We start from the raw sequence: 20,146 nt of genomic DNA, 5'->3' as shown, positions 1-20,146 counted from the left end.
ATCAGGCACCTCCCTTCGTGGGCTTTTCGACGATGTACACGCCGTCCTGGAACACGCGCGTGTCCTTGTCGGTGACGCGCGTGAGCTGTTCGATGTCGGCCGCCGTCTGGCCGACGTCCTCGATACTCGGGCCGTTGAGCGTCACTTCCTCGCCGTCCACGGAGACCTCGGTGTCCCCGCGAATCGGCGTTCGTCGCGGCGCCTTCTCGCCGAGGAAGTTCTGGATGACGACCTCGTCGCCCTCGACTTCCACCTGCATGGGGAAGTGAGAGTAGTGGACCTCGAGCTGGTACTCCCAGCCCTCGGTGACGCCGTGGAACATGTTCTCCACGTGGCTCTCGAACGTACCGACCGTCGAGAGCGTCTTCGCGTCGTCGACGTCGCTGGAGACGACGACCGCGTCGTCCTCGACGTCGACGTCGACGTCGGGGTACCAGAGGCGTCGCGACACGGACCCTTCGGGGCCTTCGACGGTGAGGTCGAGGTGGTCGACCTCGGCCGTCACGTCGTCCGGAATTTCGATTTCGACTCGTGCCATGATTAGTATACGTACGCGATCACTTGGCCACCGATGCCCTGTTCGCGGGCCTCGTAGTGGCTCATGATGCCGTGGCTCGTCGTGACGACGAGCGCGCCGTAGTCACGAGCGGGGAGGTAGCGCTTCTCCCACTTCTCGTAACCGTCGGCTTCCACGGAGTACCGTGGGTTCACGGGGCCACACTCGTTGATGGCACCTTTCAGTTCGACCTCGAACTTGCCGGCCTTGCCGTCGTCGACGAACTCGAAGCCGTCGATGTACCCGCGGTCGTAGAAGACCTCGAGGACGGAGCCGACCAAGTTGGAGGCGGGCTCTACCGTATGCGTGAGGTGTCCGACGCTCTCGGCGTTGTCGATGCCGGAGACCGCGTCGGAGAGGGGATCGTTTGCCGTCATTGTTAGCTGTACTTCTTGAAGCCCATCGAACGGGCAATCTCACGGAAGCACTGTCGACAGAGCCAGATGTCGTACTTGCCGACGAGGCCCTGCTTGCGGCCGCAGCGCCGGCACTCGTGTGTCTGGCCCGTCTCTTCTGCTTGTTCGCTCTCGCTCATTCGTTGACCTCCACGTCGAAGTTCGCTTCGAGGAACGCCACCGCGTCCTCGGGGTTGAGCCGGTGGTTCGACGGAATCTGGCGGCTGACCTGATCGCGCTTCGCGACCCGGTAGCCCGGGCGCACGAGGTTCACGGTCACGTCGAGGCCGTAGATTCCGACGTCGGGGTCGTACTCCTGACTCGGGAAGTCGGTGTGCTCTTCGACGCCGAAGCTCACGTTCCCCGTGTCGTCGAACTGCCGCGCGTCGAGGTCGACGTTCGGGAGCGCCCGGTCGAGGAAGTCGTGGGCGTCGTCGCCGCGGAGCGTGACCTTCGCGCCGATCGGGTCGCCCTCGCGGATGCCGAACTCGGGTTCGGTGCGCTTGGCGGTCGTCCGGACCGTCTGCTGGCCCGTGATCTCCTCGAGGATGCTCTCGGCGTTCTGGAGGTCGACACCGCCCTGACCGACGCCCATGTGGGCGACGACCTTCTCGATGCGCGGCTCGCGCATCTCGTGGAAGTCGGCTTCGGCCTCGCTCATTCGCCATCACCCGGGAGTTCCGCGTCGTCCTCGACGAAGTTCTCGTCGATGACCACGACGTACTCTTCGACCGTCTCGAAGCTACCGTCGGCGGTCTCCACGTAGACGGTGTTGTCGGCGCTGCCCGGCTGGACCGCGATCTCGTCGATGCGGCCGATGTCGCCGGCGTGCTGGCCCGCGACTGCGGTGACCAGCGCGCCCTCCTCGTACTCGAAGTGGGCGACCACGTCGCTGGACTCGTTGTCCACGACGACGGAGTCGTTCCCGCTGTAGACGTCCTCCTCGACGAGCAGGTTCGTGCCGTCGTGGAGGTTCAGCTGGGTCTGCCCACCGGAGACGGTGGTCTTGTCCTCGACCTTGCTGAGCTTGCTGTCCGCCGCGTCCGCGTCGATGGGCGTCAGACCGAGCCGTCCCCCTTCGTCGGGGAAGACGCGGTAGTGTTCGTCGCGCTCGGGGAACGCCAGGATGTCGAACATCCCGATGGGGCGGTTGACGTCGCCGACCGAGCCGCCGTTGACGAGCACGCCGTCGGTGTTGATGGCGTACTGCGCCTCGCTGGCGTCGTCGACGTAGCCCAGGACGTCCCGGAGCACGACGACGAGCGGAACGCCCGACTCGCCGTGCGGACCGGCCCCGGCCTTCGCGGTGAACGTCTCCGTCTTCCGCTCGACCGGCCAGGACTTCGGTACCGAGAGTCGCTTCTGGTGGTTCGTCATTCGTTGTCACCTTCGAGCCGCGCGGCGCGCACGTCGTCTTCGAGGTCGAGCTCGGTGACGCGGAGGTTGCTGGCGTCGATGGGCTTCGGCAGCTCCTCGCCATCGGCCTTCTCGACGGTGACGTCCTCCACGCGGACCGTCTCGTCGCGGAGGTCCACGTCGACGACCTCGCCGGTGTCGCCGGCGTCGTCGCCGCGCATCACTTCGACGGTGTCGCCGGCGTTGACGCGGACGCGTCGCTGGCCGTACTCCTCGCGGAGCTCGTCGGACAGCGTCGCGTGGACCTGCTTCTGTCGCTCGTGAAGCGGCGCGCGCTCCGTGCGGTTTCGCTGTTTGTGTGGTTGTTCGCTCATGGTCTATACGATCATCGTGGCGGTACTCGCGATGGTACCGTACCGTTCCGCCACTTCGCGCGAGATGGGGCCCTTGATCTCGGTCCCGCGAGGCTCGCCGAGGTCGTCGATGACGACTGCGGCGTTGTCCTCGAACTTCACGCGCGTGCCGTCCGGCCGTCGGATGGGCTTGCGCTGACGGACGATGACCGCTTCGAGGACCTGGCGACGCATCTCCGGCGTCCCCTTGGTCACCGAGACGGTCACCGTGTCGCCGAGCCCGGCCTTCGGGTGGCGGTTCTTCGTTCCTTGGTAGCCCTGTACGCTCGTGATCTTGAGCTCGCGCGCGCCGGTGTTGTCGGCGCAGTTGATGAGCGAGCCCTTCTCCAGGCCCTGCGTGACGTCTGCCTTGATGGCTTCCATCAGGCGTCACCTCCGTCGGTGACTTCGACGACCACGTGGGACTTGGTCTTCGAGAGCGGTCGGGTTTCTGCGATACTGACCGTGTCGCCGACCTCTACGTCGAGGCACTCCGGCTGGTGGGCCGGGACGCGCGACCGCCGCTTCATGTAGCGGTCGTACTTCGGCACGAATACGTCGTATTCGCGCTCGACGACGATGGTCTTGTCCATGTCGGTGGAAGCCACTTCACCCTCGAGGACCTGACCGCGCACGGAGAGGTTTCCGTGGAACGGGCAGTCCTCGTGGGAGCACGTGCCTTCCGGTTCTGTTACGTTCAGTCCTATCGCCATTTCGAATCAACTCCTGTTTCGGAGCGTGTAGCGGGTCGTGAGAGCAACGCGACCCCATCCACCGTAACGTAGGCCGCGCCCTCGCCAGTGGTTTGGCTCTCGCCACCTGCAGGTTGGGACGCGGTCCCGGTCTCCTTCGCGGAGACCGCAGCTTCATCTGTGAGTCGGAACTCGAATGTCGTCCCCCGCTTGGGGACCTGTTTGACGCCCGAGGCGCCGCTGTCCGAGGAGCGCGGCTCCTCGCTGTCGACGACGAGCGTCCGCATCGTCTCGCGGACGACCTCGCCCTCGATGCCGGCCCTCGAGGGGTCGGTGGACTCGACGACCCGCGCGTACAGGCCGACGAGTTCGTGTAGCGGCAGTGTCTCGGGCGTCACACTCATCTTACTCGCTCTCCGTTTCCGCTTCGAGGTCGCCTTCCTCGCGCTGAATCGTCTTGATTCGCGCGACCGTTCGACGCAGCTCGCTGATGCGGCCCGGGTTGTCCGGGGCGCCGCCGGCGGCCTTGACGGCCTTGGCGTTCAGCAGCTCCGTCTCGATGTCTTCGAGCTCTGCTTCGCGTTCCGCGGGGGTCATGTCCCGGATCTCTTCGGTGTGGAGAATCGCCATTATTCCTCACCCTCCTCGGACTCTTCGTCCATCTCCTCGAGGAGCTCTTCGGCGGTCTCCTCCGCGTCGGACTCCAGCTCGTCGAAGTCCTCGCTCTCGACGTCCTCGGCCTCCGCCTCGACGTCGGCGGCGAGCTCGTCGAGGTCCTCCTCGACGTCGCCGTCGGTGTCCGGCGGTGAGGTCGTGGACGCGCCCTCTTCGGCGTCGACGTCCTCCTCGACGATCTCCTCGACGGCGGCCTCCTCGGCCGCCTCGGTCTCGGCGGCGTCCTCGGGCGCCTCGCCCTCGGGACCGCCGGCTTCGGCTTCCTCGCCTTCGCCTTCGAGGAGCTCTTCGAGTTCCTCGCCGGTTTCCTCCTCGTCGACGACGAGGTCCTCGATGTTCGCGTCCTCGTGGATCTCGAAGTCGTCGGGGAGCTTCGCCTCCGGCGGGATGATCTTCACGCTGACGCCGATGGTGCCGAGCTTCATCACGGCGACGCCCTTGCCGTGGTCGACGATCTCCTCGGCGGGCTCGCCGTTGTGCTTGATGTAGCCGCGGTTGAACTTCTCGACGCGGCCGCGGTTGCCGGTGACCTTCCCGCTCAGGACGATCTCGGCGCCGAGGGCGCCGGCTTCCATGATGCGGTCGATGGTCGTGTGGCCGGCCTTCCGGAAGTACCAGCCGCGCTCGAGCGCGTTCGCGAGGCGGTCCGCGACGATCTGTGCGTTGAGGTCGGGTTCGTCGACCTCCTGCACGTCAATCTGCGGGTCCTCGAGGTCGAAGCGCTCCTCGAGCTGGGTCGTGATCTTCCGGATGTTCTTCCCGCCCTTGCCGATGACCATCCCGGGCTTCTCGGCCTTCAGGACGATCTGCATGCCCATCGGCGTCGGGGCGAGCTCCATGCCGCCGTAGCGGCGCGCGCCAGCTCGTCGGCGAAGAACTCGTCAATCTGGGAGCGCTGGAGGCCCTGCTCGATGAACTCCATCTCGTCGGCCATTACGCGCTCACCTCCTCGGCGTCGGGTTCGGCGACCACGAGCTCGACGTCACAGAGGGTCGTGTTCCACGGGTCCGCCTTCCCCATCGCGCGGGGTTTGCGGCCGCGGCTCTCGTCGACCTTGTGCGGGGCGACGTGTTCGATGACCATCTGTTCGGCGTCGAAGCCCTGCTGGTCGGCGTTGTTCGCCACGTTGTCGAGGAGCTTCTGGAAGTCCTTCGAGGCCTTCTCCGGGTACCGGCCGGCGTCCCAGCCGTCGATGTCGTCCCGGTGGCCGACGCCGCTGTTGTGCTGCTTGAACGGCACGGACTGCTCCTCGTTGATGACGGCGTCGAGGTACGTTCGCGCCTCGGCGACCGTCTTGCCCTTGATCTCGCGGGCGATGGCTTTGCTGTGCTTCAGGCTGATGGACCGCTCCCGGAGCATCGCTTTCGCGGTGGTCTCGGGGTCCGTGTCCACGCTGTAGCTGATTCCCATGGTTTACTTGAGCGGCACGAACTTCGAGGAGCGGGTCGCGCCGATGCCCGCCTGCCCGTGTTCGACCGACGTCCGGGTGAGCTGGAACTCGCCGAGGTAGTGCCCGAGCATCTCGGGCTCGATCTCGACGCGTTCGAACTCCTGTCCGGTGTACACCGCGAACGTCAGCCCGACGAACTCCGGCAGCACCGGCATGTCGCGCAGGTGCGTCCGGATGGGGTCGTTTGCCGTCTCCTCGGGCGTCGATTCGCGGGCTTCCTCGAGCACCTTCTGGTGTTCGTCGGACAGCCCACGGGTGATGGTTCGCCGCTGGCGTGCGGGGAGCAGTTCCGCGACTTCCTCCAGGCTCATCTCCTGGAGTTCGTCGAGGTCGTGGCCGCGGTAGGTGAACTCACCCTCGCGGCCGGTTCGGTATTCCGTACTCATGGTTACTTGTTGCCTCCGCGGCCGGTCCGCTTGGAGGCGATGTCGCCGACTTTCCGGCCCGGCGGCGCGTTACGGGAGACGCTCTTCGGCCGGCCGGGGTGCTGGCGGCCGCCGCCACCGAACGGGTGGTCGACGGCGTTCATCGCGACACCACGGACGATGGGCCACTTGCCGCCGCGGGCCTTCATCTTGTGGTGTTTGTTGCCTGCCTTCACGAACGGCTTGTCCGTGCGACCGCCACCGGCGACGACGCCGATGGTGGCGCGGCAGTCCGGCGAGAGTCGCTTGACTTCGCCGCTGGGCAGCTGCACGACGGCGGCGTCGCGCTCGTGCGTGACGAGGTCGGCGTTGACCCCGCTCGCGCGAGCGAACTTCCCGCCGTCGCCCGGGTGGCTCTCGACGTTACAGACGGGCACGCCCTCGGGGATCTCCCCGAGCGGCAGCGTGTTGCCCTCCTCGATGGACGCCGAGATGCCGACTTCGAGAGTGTCGCCGACGGCGACGCCCTCGCTGGCGAGCACGAGGCGCTGGTCGCCGTCCTCGAACTCCACGTTCGCGACCGGCGCGCTGCGGGCGGGGTCGTGTTCGATGTCGACGACCTCGCCGGCCAGCACGTCGGTGTCTTCGGTCTTGCGGTGCGAGAGCTCTGCCTTGTACCGGTGGGACGGCGCGCGGAACGTCGACGTGCCGCGGCCGCGCCGTTGGCCTTGAATTCTTCGTCCCATGTTCAGAACACCCCGATGCGGGAGGCGACGTCCTGTGCGTCGTCCTCGTCGGACAGCGTGACGGTCGCCTTCTTCTCGGCTTCCGGCGTGATCTGCGTGTTCACGTTCGTGACCGTCACGCCGTACTGGTCCTCGATGGCGTCGCTGATCTCGGGTTTGGCGGCGTCGATGTCGACGACGAACTGGAGCTTGTTCTCGAAGTCCATCTCGTCCATCGCCTTCTCCGTCACGATGGGGTAGTCGATGATGCCGCTCATCGGTCGGCCACCTCCTCGACGGCGCTCTCCGTCCAGAGGGTCAGTCGACCGGGCTCGGTGCCCGGCGCGAGGTCTTCGGCGTTGACCTCGCGGCCCGTCGCGACGTCGACGCCCGCGAGGTTCCGCGCCGCCTTCGACGGCCCGGACTCGCTGGACGTGACGACCAGCAGCGACTTCGGCTCCTGGTACTTCCGGCCGCGGAGCGTCCCCTGGCCGGCGCGGACGTTGCGCCCCTCGTCGGCGCGCTCGACGTCCGCGTGGACGCCGACCGCTTCGAGGAACTCCACGACCGCCTGGGTCTTCACGAGGTCCTCGAAGTCGTCGCTGACGACCAGCGGGAGCTCGGCGTCGTCGTCGAACGCGTGGCCGCGCTCGGCGACGGCGTCGGCGTCCGTCGTCGCCGCGATGGCGCTCCGGACGGCCGCCTTCCGCTCCTTGTCGTTGACGTCGAGGCTCGGGTCTTTCTCGGCTTTCGGCGGGTGCGCTTTGCGACCGCCGACGGTCTGCGGGACGCGCGCGCCACGGCCCTCCGTCTTCGGGACGTGAGCCATGCCGCGTCCGCTACCGTGGGACTCGGCGGAAGTGCGCAGGCCCGCGTACTCGTCGGAGCCGTGCTTCTGGGTTCGGTTGGCCTGAGCGGCGAGGACGGCACGCTTGACGAGGTCGGGCCGGACGGGTTCCGAGAACACGTCCGGCAGGTCGAGCGTCCCGGCGTCGTCGCCGTTCAGGTCGCGTACAGTTGCCTGCATGGTTATCCTTGGTTAGATTCGGTGCTCACGTAGCGCACCTCGGGGTCGAGCCGCGGCGACTCGCTCGGCCGGACGGCCGGGCGGAATCGCACGAGGCGCTGTTCGGGACCGGGCACCGAGCCCTTCACGAGCGTGTAGTTGCCGTCGACTTCGCCGTAGTTCGGGAAGCCGCCGGCCGCGTTCACGTCGTCGCCGTCACCGATGTCGATGACGCGCTTGTTGAGTTCGGTGCGCTGGTGGTAGCCCGTCTGGCCCATCTGGGGGACCGTCGAGCGAACCCGGGAGGGGTTCCACGGGCCGAGGTTCCCGATGCGGCGCCGCCAGCCCTGGCGGGCGTGCTTGCCTTTCCGCTTCTGCACGCCCCAGCGCTTGACGGGCCCCTGGGTCCCTTTGCCCTTCGTGACGCCGGCGACGTCGGTGAACTCGCCGGCTCGGAAGACGTCGCCGAACTCGTGTTCGCCGCCGTCCGCGAGGAGGTCCGCGGCGAAGTCGACGCGCTCCTGGAGGGAGCCGCCGCCGACGCGCGTCTCCATGATGTCGGGCTGTTTCTTCGGCACGCTCGAAAGCTCGCCGGGCACCGTGTAGGTAACTACGCGGACGTCGGCGATGTCTTCGGATTCGAGCGCTTCGGTCAGTTCGTCTGTCTCTCCGTCCGTCTCCGGAACGGAGAGCGCGCGGTCGAGAGACTCGTGGGTGTCGTCGGCCCAGACTTCCGTGAGCGGCTTCTTGCCGTACGGCGTGTCCTCGTAGAGGCGGACGGCCGCCGCCCGCATGGGCGGCGTCTCGACGACGGTGACGGGCACGGTCGTCTCCATGCCCTCCGTCGGCGCGTTCGCCTTGTCGTCGACGAGGACGACGTGGGTCATGCCGGCCTTGTAGCCAGCGAAGCCCTGAAGACCGACTTGACCGTCGTCTTCGGGCCACGAGTTGAAGCGCGGTACTTCACTCTCCGCGCGCTTGCGGGGGCTGAACCCCATCGAGCCTTTTCGTGGTCGGTTTGGCTGTGGCATCGTATCACTCCGTGAGCGTCAGGCAGCCGAGGGAGGCGAACATCGCTTCTTCAGTTCGCACGACCTCGCTGCCCTGGTCGGGGATGGTGTTGAGCCAGGCGTCGAATCGCGCGGGTGCGTCGGTAGATGGGTCGGCGACTGCCTCGCTGACCTCGTCTCCGGTGAGCCCGAGCATGGGCGGGAGCCCGCGTTCGGGCGCACCGAAGGCGACGGTCATGCCGTTCCGGGCGGCGCGTTCGACGTACCCCCCGAGGGAGGCCGCCGAAAGCGGCGTCCCGTGGCGGGAGGTGGCGATGCGAACGCCCGCGTCGGGGCGGTCGAGAGCGTCACCGAGGGCCGTGCGTTCGACCGAGAACCCCGGGAGGGGTTCGTCGACCAGCTTCGCACGGACCGGTCGTCGCGAAGAGACCCTGATGGTCACGCGCTCCCCCTCCTCGACCTCCATACCGGGAGGCGTCTGGAGCGAGATTGGGTGTTGCATTCCGCAATTGACCCGAACGCGCCCTTCAGATCCGACCTGGGTCACGATTCCCTGTCGTAACGACCCAGACCCGCTCGAGTCTGAGCCGGTCCATGACGAGAGACGGAGCGGCGGCAGGACACCGGCGTACTCCAGTTCGTCGCGCGTGTCGAAGGCCTCCTTTCGGAGGTAGGGTGGCGTCGCGGCGTACCGCAACACCGTTTCGACGAACCCGCCGCCCCACTTCCGCTCGCCGTCTTCGTCGGGGAAGACGACGAGTCGGTCAGTCCGGAAGACCGCCGCCGCGCGGGCGACGTAACCGAGCTTGCGAGTGGCCTCGCGTTTGTCCTCGGCTTCCCGGACGAGGGACGACGGCACGAGTACGCTGTTTGTCATGCCGTGTCGCGTCCGTGTCTCGTCACGAGACTGTAGCGTAGATACCGACCCCTCCGGTAAAAGGGTGGCGTTTCCCATTCCAGCCTGTGAGGCCGTTTCACGCCCGTCTACCGCTGAATCGTGTGCGAGAGGTTCCCACTATCGAGCGAATCGGATACCAGTAGTGTTCCTTCACGCGCACGCGACCCCGGCAGCCGTCTGCCGTTCGTCCCACGCCCGGTCGCAAAGAACGGATTTATATGTGACCCCGTCGTTCGTTCGAATGCGAACGAAGGCACGCGCGCTGGTAGTGTAGTGGTATCACGTGACCTTGCCATGGTCACAACCGGGGTTCAAATCCCCGCCAGCGCACTTCTACTGACGCCACGACCGCGAGAGACCTCCGTGTCTCTCGCGTCGTTGCAGTTGAGTGCGGGAGGGATTTGAGCTCGGAACGAGCGACCAACGGGAGCGACGTTCCGGCGTTCAAATCCCCGCCAGCGCACTTCTCATTCCCTCACCACGTAGCGCCACGTGCTATCGCCCTTACAGCCGTTTGCGGACCCTGAGGAGGACGGCGACCACGGCGACGCCGACGCCGAGCGCGAACGCGGCGGGGTTCGTGGCGCTACTGTCGAACTCCCAGCCGAAGGCGACGACGCCGACGACGCCGATAATGCACGCGAGCACGGCGACGAGCGTGGCGGTGTCGAACTGCCGGGCCATGCGGAGTCCTGCGGGCGAGCGCGTCAAGAATCCTCCGCCCGTTGGCACGGACTGCAGTCGTATCACTTCCGTTACTGTATCCTCACCCACTACCAGCCGGCGACCGGAGCAGGAAGACCCGTCGTTCGCTCGCGTAGCGCCGATTCTTCCGCTTCTCCTCGCCGTTGGTTGTCACACTCGCGGTGAATTTATGTCGCCGTTACAGGATTGTGTAGCCAGCCGCCCATGTCGCGCCTCTCCGCCTCGGCGGTCGTCCGGCGGTACTACCTCTACCGGGCGACCGCGCGACCCGGCTTCCACTACCCGGTGTACACGCTGTTCCTGCTGTTCAACGACCTCACGCTCGCCCAGATCGGGCTCATCGCGAGCATCCAGTCCGTGGTCGTCGTCACCTCCGAGGTGCCGACCGGCTATATCGGCGACCGCATCGGCCGGCGGAACAGCCTCGCGGTCGGCGCCGCCATCGTGCTCGTCTCGAACGCCAGCTACCTCGTCGCCACCGACTTCGTCGGGTTCACGTTCACGTTCGTGACGCTGTCGTTCGGCGGCACGTTCGTCTCCGGCAGCGGGAGCGCGTGGCTCTACGACACCCTCCGCGAGCACGACATGGAGGAGGAGTTCACGCGCGTCAGCGGCCGCGGTCGCGCGCTCGGGCAGTGGCTGCGCGCGGGCACGCTCGTCGTCGGCGGGTTCCTCTACGCGGTGAACCGCTACTACCCGTTCTACGCGGGCGTCGCCGCCGCCGCAATCAGCCTCGCGCTCGTGTTGCGCCTGCCGAAGAACCGCGCGTACGACGACGACAGCGAGGCGTTCGGCGACGACCGGATGACCATCGTGGACGCGCTCCCCATCATCCGCGACCAGTTCTCGACGCCCGACCTCCGGTGGTTCGTCGCCTACCTCGCGCTGTTCAGCGGCGCCGTCCTCACGATGGACATGTGGATTCAGCCCATCGCGCGGGACACCCTCGAGACCACGTTCGGGCCGACGCTCGAGACGTGGGGAATCCCCGAGGGCGGGGTGCTCGGACTCCTCTACGCGGCGTTCACGGTCGTGTCTGCGGTCACCAGCGACTACGCTAGCGACGTCGAGCAGCTGCTCGGCGTCCGCCACGCCCTGCTGGTGATTCCCGTCGCCATCGCGGCGACGTACGTGCTCGCGGGGCTCGTGCCGCTGCTCGTGTTCCCGATGTTCTTCGTGATGAAGGGCGGGCACTCCCTGCTCGGCCCCATCACGAACCGCTACGTCAACGACCAGGTGCAGTCGGTCGGCCGCGCGACCCTGCTCTCGGCGGTCGCGATGCTGCGGAACGTCGCCGGGATTCCGTTCCGCGTCGGCAGCGGCGTGCTCGCGACGTGGTACACGTCGATGACCGCGGTCGCCGTCCTCGGCGCCGTCTTCCTCGCGGTCGCCGCCGTCCTCTGGGCCGTGCGGCCGCCCGTGAGCGCTGACTACGAGCCGCCCGACGCCGGAGCGGGCTGAGCGGGCGCTGCCGCTAAGTGCGCGCCCGACGCAGTACCGCCCGTGACAGTCATCGCACTCCTCAGCGTCGCACCGGTCACCGAACAGAGCATGGCGAGCGACGTCGCCGACGCCGTCGCGGCGCTCGACGACTTCGACGTCACCTACGAGACGAACCCCATGGGCACCGTCATCGAGGCCGAGGACGTCGACACCCTGCTGGACGCGGTGGGCGCCGCGCACAAGGCCGTCGACGGCGACCGCGTGAGCACGTTCCTGAAAATCGACGACAAGCGCACGAGCGACCAGCGCGCCGGCGAGAAGGTCGACGCCGTCGAGCGCGAGCTCGGCCGCGAGGCGCGCTCGGACCGCTGACCGCGCCGGACTGAGAAACCTCTTGTGTCGGGGCGCCGAATCCGGCGGCATGGACAGTCTCAACCGGATGGCGCTGGAGCTCGCCGACGAGGCCCTCGAGTTCACCGAGGAGCTCGACGTCGGCGCGTTCGAGCTGGACAACGGCGCGACGGTCATCGACTTCGGCGTCGAGCACCGCGGCGGCCTCGAAGCCGGCCTGCTGCTGGCGGAACTCCAGACCGCGGGCCTGGCGACCGTGCAGACGCGCGTCGACGACGTGGCGGGCGCGACGTTCCCGCACGTGGAACTCGCCTGCGACCGGCCCGCGGTCGCGCTGCTGGGCGCGCAGAAGGCCGGCTGGGAGCTCACCGTCGACGACTACGAGGGGCTGGGCAGCGGCCCGGCCCGCGCGCTGGTCGCCCGCGAGGGCGAGTTCGAGGCCATCGACTACGTGGACGCCTTCGAGTTCGCGGTGCTCGCGCTGGAGAGCGACGCGTACCCGACGGAGGCCGCCGCCGAGCAGGTCGCGGACCTCGCGGACGTGAACGCCGAGAGCGTCTACCTGCCCGCGTACCGCACCGCGAGCGTCGCCGGCAGCGTCACCGCGGCGGCGCGCGCGGCCGAACTCGCGCTGTTCCGCCTCTACGAGCTCGGCTACGACCCGACGAACGTCCTCACGGCGTCCGGGAGCGCGCCGGTCGCGCCCGTCGCGGGCGACGAGGAGGAGGCTATCGGCCGGACGAACGACGCGCTCGCGTACGGCGGCCGCGTCCACCTCACGGTCACGGAGGACTTCGAGGAGTTCGACGCGGTGCCGTCGTCGGCGGCCGAGCGCTACGGGCAGCCGTTCGCGGACATCTTCGCGGACGCCGACTGGGACGCCAGCGCCGTCGACGAGGGCGTCTTCGGCCCCGCACAGGTCACTATCGACGTCACGGGCGGCCCGACGTACGCGCTCGGCGAGGTCCGCGAGGACCTACTCGCCGAGGGCTTCGGCGTCGCGTAACTCGGCCCGAGTCGCCGGAGGGCGTCGTTTTATGATTCGCGCGTCCGACGTAGCGGGCATGAACGCCCTGTCGGGTCAGTCGGTCGCCGTAATCGGCGCGGGCTTCGGCGGCCTCTCGACGGCCTGTTACCTCGCGGACGCGGGCGCGGACGTCACCGTCGTCGAGAAGAACGAGCAGGTCGGCGGCCGGGCGAGCGCGCTCGAACGCGACGGCTTCACGTTCGACATGGGGCCGTCGTGGTATCTGATGCCCGACGTCTTCGAGCGGTTCTTCGCGGCCTTCGACAGGGAGCCCACGGACTACTACTCGCTGGAGCGCCTCGACCCCCACTACCGCATCTTCTTCAAGGACAACGCGGGCCGCCGTCCCGGCCGCGACGCCCCCGGCCTCGACGTGAACGCGGACGGCGACGTCGTGGACGTGACCCCGGACCGCGAGCAGGTGAAGGCGGTCTTCGACGCCTACGAGCCGGGCGCCGGCGACGCGCTCGACGACTACCTCGCGAAGTCCCGGGAGAACTACGAGGTGGGGATGGAGCACTTCGTCTACGAGGACCGGCCCCGCATCCGGGACTGGCTGGACCCCGACCTCGCGGAGTACGCCCGCGGGCTGACGCTGCTGGGGTCGATGCAGGACCACGTGGAGAACTACTTCGACCACCCGAAGCTCCAGCAGATCATGCAGTACACGCTGGTGTTCCTCGGGGGCGCGCCGAACACCACGCCCGCGCTCTACAACCTGATGAGCCACGTGGACTTCAACCTCGGCGTCTACTACCCCGACGGCGGCATGTCCGGGGTCGCCGACGGCGTCGCCGAACTCGCCGAGGAACTCGGCGTGGAGTTCCGCACCGACCACCCAGTCACGAAGATTCACGGCCGCCGCGGCGGCTTCAAGGTCGCGACCGAGGCGTCCGACGTGTTCGCGGACGTCGTCGTCTCGGACGCCGACTACGCCCACACCGAACAGGAGCTGCTCCCGCCGGAGAAGCGCCAGTACGACGCCGACTACTGGGAATCCCGGACGTACGCGCCGTCGGCGTTCCTCCTCTACCTCGGCGTCGAGGGCGACGTCGACCCGCTCGCCCACCACTCGCTCGTCCTCCCCTCCGACTGGGAGGAGCACTTCGCCCAGATCTTCGACGACCCCGCGTGGCCCGAGGACCCCGCGTACTACCTCTGCGTCCCCTCGGAGACCGACGACTCGGTGGCGCCCGACGGCCACAGCAACCTGTTCGCGCTCGTCCCCGTCGCGCCCGGCCTCGACGACACTCCCGAGGTCCGCGAGGAGTACCGCGACCTCGTGCTCGACGACATCGCCGAGCACACGGGCGTCGACCTCCGGGACCGCATCGTCGTCGAGGAGCGGTTCTCGGTCTCGGAGTTCGCCGACCGCTACAACAGCTACCGGGGGACGGCGCTCGGCCTCGCGCACACGCTCCGCCAGACGTCGCTGCTCCGGCCGCCCCACCGCTCGAAGGCCCTCGACGGCCTCTACTTCACCGGGTCGTACACCACCCCGGGCATCGGCGTGCCGATGTGTCTCATCAGCGGCGAAATCACCGCCGACTACGTGCTCGAAGACGCGTAGATGCTCCGCTACCTCCTCGTCCTCTCGCGGCCGCGGTTCTGGTTCTACCTGGCCGGCCCGGTCGTCGTCGGCGTCGCGTACGGAGCCGACGCCGTCCCCGAGCTGTTCGCCCTACCCGCGGTCGCGCTGTTCGCGTACTTCCTCGTGCCCGCGAACGTCTTCCTCTACGGCGTCAACGACGCCTTCGACCGCGACGTCGACGAACTGAACCCGAAGAAAGACGAGAAGGAGGCGCGCTTCCGGGGCGGCCGGACCGTCGCCGCCGTCGTCGCGCTCTCCGGCCTGTTGCTCGTTCCCGTCGCAGTCCTGCTCCCCGCGGTCGCGTACCCGTGGCTGGCCGCGTGGGTCGTCCTCGCCGTGGAGTACAGCGCGCCGCCGTTCCGGTTCAAGACGACGCCGCTCCTCGATTCGCTGTCGAACGGCCTCTACGTCCTCCCCGGAGCCGCCGCGTACGCTGCCGTCGCCGGCCACCATCCCCCGCTGCTCGCGGTCGCCGCCGGCTGGCTGTGGGCGATGGGGATGCACACGTTCTCCGCGATTCCCGACATCGAACCCGACCGCGAGGCCGGTATCACCACCACGGCGACCGCCCTCGGCGAGCGCCGCACGTACGCCTACTGCACGGGCTGCTGGGCGGCCTCGGCCGCGGTCTTCGCGGTCGTCGACTGGCGGCTCGGCGCCGTCGTCCTCGCGTACCCCGCGCTCGTCGCGGGCATCGTCGCCGCCGACGTCGCCGTCGACCGCGCGTACTGGTGGTTCCCGTTCGTGAACACCGCGGTCGGCGCCGCGCTCACGCTCGGCGCGCTCTGGAGGCTCACCCGTGTCTGAGGCCTCCACCCGCGCCCGTATCGAGCGCCGCCTCGACGCCCTCGTCGCCGGCCACCGCTTCGAAATCGCGGTCGTCTTCCCCGTCGTCGGCGCCGCGCTCCTGCTCGCCTCCGCGTGGGGGTGGCTCCCCGAGCCGCTCGCGTTCAACCCCTACCTCGTGCTCGCCGGCGTCGCCGTCATGCGCCTCCCCCTGATTGCGGGCCTGCTCCCGCTCACGGACCGCAAGGCCGGGGTCGCGGTGCTCGCGCTCGTCGCGTACGCCTTCGGCATCGAGTTCGTCGGTATCGCCACCGGCTGGCCGTACGGCCACTTCGAGTACCTCGTCGACCTCGGGCCGATGCTCGCCGGCAGCGTTCCGCTCGGTTTGCCCGTCTTCTTCCTGCCGCTGGTCGTCAACAGCTACCTGCTCGTCCTCCTGCTGTTCGGCCGGCACACCCGCCGCGCGGTCGTCCGCCTGCCCGCGGTCGCCGCCGTGGTCGTCTGGATGGACGTCGTCCTCGACCCGGGCGCGGTCGCGCTCGGCTTCTGGGCGTACGACGCCGGCGGCGCGTACTACGGCGTCCCGCTGTCGAACTACCTCGGCTGGGTGCTCTCCGCGACCGTCTCGGTCGCCGTCCTCGACTGGGGGTTCGACCGCGCCGCGCTCCGCGACCGCCTCGCGCAGTGCCCCTTCTTCCTCGACGACCTCGTGAGCTTCGTGCTGCTGTGGGGCGCCGTAAACCTCGCGTTCGCGCAGTTCCTGCCCGCGCTGGCCGCCGGGCTGCTCGGCGTCGCGCTCCTCGGAACCGACCGCTTCGACTTCACCGTGCTCGATCGGAACCCCGCGCGGTAGCTACGGCGTCGGGTGGGGGTCGCCGTGCCCGCGCCGGTGGTCGGCCGACGACGAGACGCAGCTCGCGCGGTAGAACACGTACTCGGGGTCGCTGTAGAACGCCCACAGCGCCCGCGTCTTCGCGAGCAGCCAGAGCTTCCGCGTCGTCGAGAGGCTCGGCGTCGCCGAGAGCACGTCGTACTCTCGCTCGCGGATCAGCCGGTGGTGGTCGGCGTACAGCACCGCCGACAGCAACACCGCGAACTGGCAGTCCTCCGGGAGGTACGCGATGCCCGCGACGCCCTCCCGGTACTTCGCCTCCGTGCGCGCCAGCTCCGCGCGCATCGCGTCCCGGAACCCCGGCGTGACCTCGCCGCCGCGGAGCTGGTCGACGGTGACGCCGTGCTCGCGGCGGGTCTCCCCCGGGAGGTAGACGCGGTCGTAGTCCTCGACGTCCTCCTTGACGTCCCGCAGGAAGTTGCTCAGCTGGAACGCCTCCGCGAGCGCCGCCGCGTGCGGGGCCGCCGACTCCGGGTCGTCGACGTCCATGACGGCGACCATCATGTTCCCGACGGCGACCGCCGACCCCCGCATGTACGACGCCAGCTCCTCGTGGGTGTCGTAGCGCGTGCGCTCGAGGTCCGTCAGCATCGCGTCCACGAACGTCTCCACGTCCTCGTCGGGGATGCCGTAGCGCTCGGCGAGCTCGGCGAACGCCGCGACGACCTCCGCGGTCTCGTCGTCGAGGCGGCCGGGTTCGGGGTCGTCGCCGAGGGCCGCCGCGCGAATCGCCTCAAGTTCCGCGCGCTGGGCGTCCTCGTCGCGGTCCTCGGTCGTGTCCACGACGTCGTCGGCGACGCGGAAGAACGCGTACAGGACGTACGTCGCGTGGCGCACGCGCTCGGGCAGGAGCCGCGTCGCAAGGTGGAACGTCTTCCCTGTCCGCTGCTGTATCGCCTTGCTCGTCGATATCTGGGTGCTGTCGACCATTTGTTGGGGCCAGATGCGGCACTCCGGCGCGTGCAGCTCCCGGCTGTGCAAGTTCCATGTTTGACGTGAACAATCAAAAAACACGGTGGCAGCAGCGACCCCCGCCGGCTCTCGGCGCGGCGTCGCCGAACTCAAGGCCGTCCGCGCCCGAGTTCGCGTATGCAGCGCAAACCAGTGCCGCCGGCGCCGGCGTCCCTCGACCGCCTCCGCGAGGTCCGGGACGCGGTGCCGCTGGTCCCCGAGTCCGAGGACGACTGCTGTCGCCAGCTCGTCGAGCGCGCGGGCGTCCACGACCGCGGGGAGGCGTCCGCGTGGCTCGTCTTCCTCGCCGCGCTCGGCGCGGTCGAGGAGACCGACCTCGGGTACGCGAGGGCCCGCGGCGACCACGACCGCGCGGCCCTCGCCGCGAACTTCCGCGAGCGCGTCTTCCTCGCCCCGGAAGTCCTCGACGCGCTCGGCGACCAGCCCCGGTCCGCTGCCGCCGTCTTCGAGGCGGTCCGCGAGCGCGTGCCGCGCTGGGAGCGCACGAAGCGACAGGACTGGGAGGGGTTCTGGACCGAGCGCGTCGAGCGCCGCCTCGACTGGGCGGTGCTGTTCGGGCTCGCCGAGGCCGCCGACGGCGGCTACCGCCGCGCCTGACTACTCGACGAACTCCTTCGTCCGCGCGTAGAACGCGCCCTGCCCCGCGAGCACGGCGAACGCGGCGACCCCGGCGGCCGCTATCGGACCGTCGTAGCCGTTCGAGACGGCGACGTACGCCGCGCCGAGCCCGACCGCGAGCGTCGCCGCGGTGGCGAGCGCGCCGTCGACGACCTGTTCGGTGCTGGTGTTCGCGGCGTCGTAGGCCTCGCGGTCGAGGCGCGAGCTCGTGCGGACGAGTGACGGCGTCCCCGCCGCCAGCCCGATAGCGAGCGCGTACGGCGTCGCCACGTACGTCGAGGCGCCGCCCGCGACCGTGGCGGCGGCGACGATGCCGACGAGGAATTCGAGGGTGCGGCGGCTGACCATGGGACGGCTTCGACGCCCGGCCCCGAAAACGTTCGGTCAGTCGGAGACGCTGGTGACCGTGCCGACGCCCTTGCTCGCGCCCTCGCGGAACACGAACCGCTGGCCCTCCTCGACGAGGTACGGCCGGAACTTGAACCGGACGCTCGTCTCGCCCGTGTCCCCGGGCAGCAGCTGGCCGTCCGCGGGGTCGAAGCGCGCGGCCTCCCCGATGGTCTCGAGGTGGACGACCGGCTCGTAGCCCGCGTCGATTCGCGTCGGGTGGTTCAACACCATCACCTCCGCCTCGAACTCCTTGACGGGGTCGGGGTCGGCGTCCGCCGGCAGCAACACCATCCCGCGCTCGACGGCGGCCTCGCGGACGCCCTTCAGCGCGATGCCGACGATGCGACCGGCCTGCGCCTCGTCGACGCGGTGGTAGTGCATCTCGATGGAGCGCACTTCCACCTCGCGGAAGTCCCCGTTCGGGAACGGCCCCAGGAGGAGTTCGTCGCCGGCCTCCACGGTGCCGGATTTCACGGTGCCGGAGGCGACGGCGCCGACGCCCGTGACCTCGTACGAGCGGTCGACGTACATCCGGAACGGCCCGCTCGCCGCCGTCGTCTTCGGGAGCCGCCGGAAACACTCGTCCAAGACCTCCAGCCCCTCCATCGTCACCGCGCTCGTCCGCACGATGGGGACGACGTTGTCCCCGATTTCCTCGATAGCGGCGTCGACGCCGTGGCGCTCGACGGGCAGCGGCGTGCGGCCCGCGTTCCGCAGCAGGCGCTCGACCTCGCGTTCGACTTCTGCCACTCGGTCGTCGTCCACGAGGTCGGTCTTCGTGACGGCGACGATGGTCGGCAGGTCCGTCGCCAGCAGCACGCCGATGTGCTCGCGGGTCGTCTTCGTCGGCCCGTCGTCGGCGGCGACGGTCAACAGCCCGTAGTCGAGCTTCTGGCCGACCAGCCCGCGGATGGTCGTCGACAGCCACGGCTCGTGGCCGACCGTGTCCACGAACGACACCACGCGGTCGGCGTTCTCCACGACCGCCGCGCGCTCGTCCTTCCGGTGGGGGTTGCGCACGCGCATCGGCCCGTCCTCGTCGAAGCCGTAGACGCCGTACGAGAGGTCCGCGGAGAGCCCGCGTTCGACCTCGTGGGGCTGGACGTCGAGGAACCCCCGCGTGCTGCCGTCGCCGTCGTCGGGGTCGCCCGTGACGAGGCTGCCGACGAGCGTCGACTTCCCGTGGTCGACGTGGCCCGCGGTCCCGACGATGATGTGGTCGTCGTCTGGCGCCAGCGACGCGCCGTCGCGGACGACCGCCACGCCGACGATGCCCTCGTCGGCGTCGCCGTCGCTCACGCTGTCGACGCTCCACGTCTGGACGTCAGCGATGTGCGCGCCCGCCTCCTCGGCGAGCAGGCTCAGCACGTCCATCGTCTCCGAGAACGTCTCCGGGGGGACCCCCGCGAGGCCGCCGTCGTCGGTGACGCCGAGGACGTACTCCGCTTCGCCGTCGCCGGAGAGCACGCGGTGCCGCAGCTGCGCGGCGAGACTCTCCATGCGGCCGTCGGCGAGGTGGACGTCGCGGCTGAACCGTTCCTTGAACTCGACGCTGCCGCCCTCCTGCTCGCCGCGTTCGACCGCCTCGAGCAAGCGGGCACGGTCGCGGCCCATGGGAGCGAGTTGGGGAGAAGCGAATAAAAGCCTTCCCCGGGTAGCGGTCCGGAGACGCACGGAGACGCCGACTCACTCCGTCTTCAGCCGCTCGTACGCCTCGTTGACGCGCGCGAACTCGTCCTCGTCGCCGCCGCGGTCGGGGTGGAGCTCCCGCGCCTTCTCGCGGTACGCCGCCCGCACCGCCTCGCTGCTCGCGCCCGGTTCCACGCCGAGCACGCGGTAGTCCTCGCGGCG

General features: G+C 69.1%; 29 protein-coding genes, 1 tRNA gene and 1 pseudogene. 8 read left to right on the top strand and 23 right to left on the bottom strand.

Going from position 1 to position 20,146, the window contains the following annotated elements; translation table 11 throughout:
• Nucleotide 1: 1 nt before the first annotated feature.
• The 18 genes and pseudogenes from GJ634_RS03700 to GJ634_RS03615 all read right to left on the bottom strand — a co-directional run bounded on the left by GJ634_RS03700 (nt 2) and on the right by GJ634_RS03615 (nt 9,499).
• Nucleotides 2-538: a 50S ribosomal protein L6 gene (locus tag GJ634_RS03700; RefSeq protein WP_157500563.1), complete on the bottom strand. Its 537-nt coding sequence runs from the start codon at nt 536-538 to the stop codon at nt 2-4.
• Nucleotides 539-540: 2 nt separating this feature from the next.
• A complete protein-coding gene (locus GJ634_RS03695; RefSeq protein ID WP_157500562.1) occupies nt 541-933 on the bottom strand; it encodes a 30S ribosomal protein S8 in 393 nt (130 codons plus the stop codon).
• Nucleotides 934-935: 2 nt separating this feature from the next.
• The gene (locus GJ634_RS03690; protein ID WP_058984020.1) at nt 936-1,091 is read right to left on the bottom strand and encodes a 30S ribosomal protein S14; all 156 of its coding nucleotides are present in this window, start codon (nt 1,089-1,091) and stop codon (nt 936-938) included.
• On the bottom strand, nt 1,088-1,612 hold the full coding sequence (locus tag GJ634_RS03685) for a 50S ribosomal protein L5 (protein ID WP_157500561.1): 525 nt from the start codon (nt 1,610-1,612) through the stop codon (nt 1,088-1,090). The genes GJ634_RS03690 and GJ634_RS03685 overlap by 4 nt, the downstream gene beginning before the upstream one ends.
• Nucleotides 1,609-2,328 (bottom strand): 30S ribosomal protein S4e, encoded by a 720-nt coding sequence (locus GJ634_RS03680; RefSeq protein WP_157500560.1) that lies wholly within the window; start codon nt 2,326-2,328, stop codon nt 1,609-1,611. The genes GJ634_RS03685 and GJ634_RS03680 overlap by 4 nt, the downstream gene beginning before the upstream one ends.
• Complete coding sequence (gene rplX, locus GJ634_RS03675) at nt 2,325-2,681, bottom strand: 50S ribosomal protein L24 (protein ID WP_157500559.1); 357 nt, start codon at nt 2,679-2,681, stop codon at nt 2,325-2,327. The genes GJ634_RS03680 and rplX overlap by 4 nt, the downstream gene beginning before the upstream one ends.
• 3 nt (nt 2,682-2,684) lie before the next feature.
• A complete protein-coding gene (locus tag GJ634_RS03670) occupies nt 2,685-3,083 on the bottom strand; it encodes a 50S ribosomal protein L14 (protein WP_157500558.1) in 399 nt (132 codons plus the stop codon).
• Nucleotides 3,083-3,412, bottom strand: a complete 330-nt coding sequence (locus GJ634_RS03665) for a 30S ribosomal protein S17 (protein ID WP_157500557.1) — start codon at nt 3,410-3,412, stop codon at nt 3,083-3,085. The genes GJ634_RS03670 and GJ634_RS03665 overlap by 1 nt, the downstream gene beginning before the upstream one ends.
• Entirely contained in the window at nt 3,403-3,795 is a 393-nt protein-coding gene (locus tag GJ634_RS03660) for a ribonuclease P protein component 1 (protein ID WP_157500556.1), read from the bottom strand. The genes GJ634_RS03665 and GJ634_RS03660 overlap by 10 nt, the downstream gene beginning before the upstream one ends.
• Before the next feature lies 1 nt (nt 3,796).
• Nucleotides 3,797-4,021: a 50S ribosomal protein L29 gene (gene rpmC / locus GJ634_RS03655; protein ID WP_157500555.1), complete on the bottom strand. Its 225-nt coding sequence runs from the start codon at nt 4,019-4,021 to the stop codon at nt 3,797-3,799.
• Nucleotides 4,021-5,000: pseudogene (locus tag GJ634_RS03650) on the bottom strand (30S ribosomal protein S3). The gene rpmC and the pseudogene GJ634_RS03650 overlap by 1 nt, the downstream one beginning before the upstream one ends.
• Nucleotides 5,000-5,476 carry a 50S ribosomal protein L22 gene (locus GJ634_RS03645; RefSeq protein WP_157500554.1) on the bottom strand — a complete coding sequence of 159 codons (477 nt, stop codon included), beginning with the start codon at nt 5,474-5,476 and terminating at the stop codon, nt 5,000-5,002. The pseudogene GJ634_RS03650 and the gene GJ634_RS03645 overlap by 1 nt, the downstream one beginning before the upstream one ends.
• Nucleotides 5,477-5,479: 3 nt before the next feature.
• The gene (locus tag GJ634_RS03640; protein ID WP_059057538.1) at nt 5,480-5,902 is read right to left on the bottom strand and encodes a 30S ribosomal protein S19; all 423 of its coding nucleotides are present in this window, start codon (nt 5,900-5,902) and stop codon (nt 5,480-5,482) included.
• A gap of 2 nt (nt 5,903-5,904) precedes the next feature.
• Entirely contained in the window at nt 5,905-6,627 is a 723-nt protein-coding gene (locus tag GJ634_RS03635) for a 50S ribosomal protein L2 (protein ID WP_157500553.1), read from the bottom strand.
• Nucleotides 6,628-6,629: 2 nt separating this feature from the next.
• A complete protein-coding gene (locus GJ634_RS03630) occupies nt 6,630-6,884 on the bottom strand; it encodes a 50S ribosomal protein L23 (RefSeq protein WP_157500552.1) in 255 nt (84 codons plus the stop codon).
• Nucleotides 6,881-7,633: a 50S ribosomal protein L4 gene (gene rpl4p, locus GJ634_RS03625; protein ID WP_157500551.1), complete on the bottom strand. Its 753-nt coding sequence runs from the start codon at nt 7,631-7,633 to the stop codon at nt 6,881-6,883. The genes GJ634_RS03630 and rpl4p overlap by 4 nt, the downstream gene beginning before the upstream one ends.
• Before the next feature lie 2 nt (nt 7,634-7,635).
• A complete protein-coding gene (locus GJ634_RS03620; RefSeq protein ID WP_157500550.1) occupies nt 7,636-8,643 on the bottom strand; it encodes a 50S ribosomal protein L3 in 1,008 nt (335 codons plus the stop codon).
• Nucleotides 8,644-8,647: 4 nt separating this feature from the next.
• Complete coding sequence (locus GJ634_RS03615; protein ID WP_157500578.1) at nt 8,648-9,499, bottom strand: putative RNA uridine N3 methyltransferase; 852 nt, start codon at nt 9,497-9,499, stop codon at nt 8,648-8,650.
• A gap of 280 nt (nt 9,500-9,779) precedes the next feature.
• Here GJ634_RS03615 and GJ634_RS03610 point away from each other — a divergent pair.
• A tRNA-Gly gene (locus GJ634_RS03610) sits at nt 9,780-9,850 on the top strand.
• A gap of 174 nt (nt 9,851-10,024) precedes the next feature.
• Here the strand turns inward: GJ634_RS03610 and GJ634_RS03605 are convergent.
• On the bottom strand, nt 10,025-10,204 hold the full coding sequence (locus GJ634_RS03605) for a hypothetical protein (RefSeq protein WP_157500549.1): 180 nt from the start codon (nt 10,202-10,204) through the stop codon (nt 10,025-10,027).
• A gap of 225 nt (nt 10,205-10,429) precedes the next feature.
• On the opposite strand from GJ634_RS03605, the gene GJ634_RS03600 reads away from it, so the two are divergent.
• The 6 genes from GJ634_RS03600 to cruF are packed head-to-tail and all read left to right on the top strand — an operon-like array spanning nt 10,430 to nt 16,276.
• On the top strand, nt 10,430-11,686 hold the full coding sequence (locus GJ634_RS03600) for an MFS transporter (RefSeq protein WP_157500548.1): 1,257 nt from the start codon (nt 10,430-10,432) through the stop codon (nt 11,684-11,686).
• 42 nt (nt 11,687-11,728) lie between these two features.
• On the top strand, nt 11,729-12,040 hold the full coding sequence (locus GJ634_RS03595; RefSeq protein WP_331713977.1) for an MTH1187 family thiamine-binding protein: 312 nt from the start codon (nt 11,729-11,731) through the stop codon (nt 12,038-12,040).
• Nucleotides 12,041-12,089: 49 nt separating this feature from the next.
• Nucleotides 12,090-13,025, top strand: a complete 936-nt coding sequence (gene mch, locus GJ634_RS03590; RefSeq protein WP_157500547.1) for a methenyltetrahydromethanopterin cyclohydrolase — start codon at nt 12,090-12,092, stop codon at nt 13,023-13,025.
• A 58-nt stretch (nt 13,026-13,083) separates the two neighbouring features.
• Nucleotides 13,084-14,616 carry an NAD(P)/FAD-dependent oxidoreductase gene (locus GJ634_RS03585; protein ID WP_157500546.1) on the top strand — a complete coding sequence of 511 codons (1,533 nt, stop codon included), beginning with the start codon at nt 13,084-13,086 and terminating at the stop codon, nt 14,614-14,616.
• Nucleotides 14,617-15,444 carry a prenyltransferase gene (locus tag GJ634_RS03580; protein WP_157500545.1) on the top strand — a complete coding sequence of 276 codons (828 nt, stop codon included), beginning with the start codon at nt 14,617-14,619 and terminating at the stop codon, nt 15,442-15,444. It abuts the gene before it with no gap.
• A complete protein-coding gene (gene cruF, locus GJ634_RS03575; RefSeq protein WP_331713976.1) occupies nt 15,437-16,276 on the top strand; it encodes a bisanhydrobacterioruberin hydratase in 840 nt (279 codons plus the stop codon). The genes GJ634_RS03580 and cruF overlap by 8 nt, the downstream gene beginning before the upstream one ends.
• Here the strand turns inward: cruF and GJ634_RS03570 are convergent, their stop codons facing one another.
• On the bottom strand, nt 16,277-17,245 hold the full coding sequence (locus GJ634_RS03570; RefSeq protein WP_157500544.1) for a phytoene/squalene synthase family protein: 969 nt from the start codon (nt 17,243-17,245) through the stop codon (nt 16,277-16,279).
• 159 nt (nt 17,246-17,404) lie between these two features.
• On the opposite strand from GJ634_RS03570, the gene GJ634_RS03565 reads away from it, so the two are divergent.
• Nucleotides 17,405-17,884, top strand: a complete 480-nt coding sequence (locus GJ634_RS03565; RefSeq protein WP_157500543.1) for a hypothetical protein — start codon at nt 17,405-17,407, stop codon at nt 17,882-17,884.
• On the opposite strand, the gene GJ634_RS03560 is transcribed toward GJ634_RS03565, so the two are convergent.
• From GJ634_RS03560 to GJ634_RS03550, 3 genes are all read right to left on the bottom strand, one after another.
• Nucleotides 17,885-18,253: a hypothetical protein gene (locus GJ634_RS03560; protein WP_157500542.1), complete on the bottom strand. Its 369-nt coding sequence runs from the start codon at nt 18,251-18,253 to the stop codon at nt 17,885-17,887.
• 36 nt (nt 18,254-18,289) lie between these two features.
• Complete coding sequence (locus GJ634_RS03555; protein ID WP_157500541.1) at nt 18,290-19,909, bottom strand: GTPBP1 family GTP-binding protein; 1,620 nt, start codon at nt 19,907-19,909, stop codon at nt 18,290-18,292.
• A gap of 72 nt (nt 19,910-19,981) precedes the next feature.
• Nucleotides 19,982-20,128 (bottom strand): J domain-containing protein, encoded by a 147-nt coding sequence (locus GJ634_RS03550; protein WP_331713979.1) that lies wholly within the window; start codon nt 20,126-20,128, stop codon nt 19,982-19,984.
• Nucleotides 20,129-20,146: the final 18 nt, after the last annotated feature.

The organism is Halobacterium sp. CBA1126, assembly GCF_009741975.1.
In the GTDB taxonomy this organism is placed as follows: domain Archaea; phylum Halobacteriota; class Halobacteria; order Halobacteriales; family Halobacteriaceae; genus Halobacterium.
Note: the sequence above shows the minus strand (reverse complement) of the source record. Positions and strands in the feature narration are given on the sequence as shown.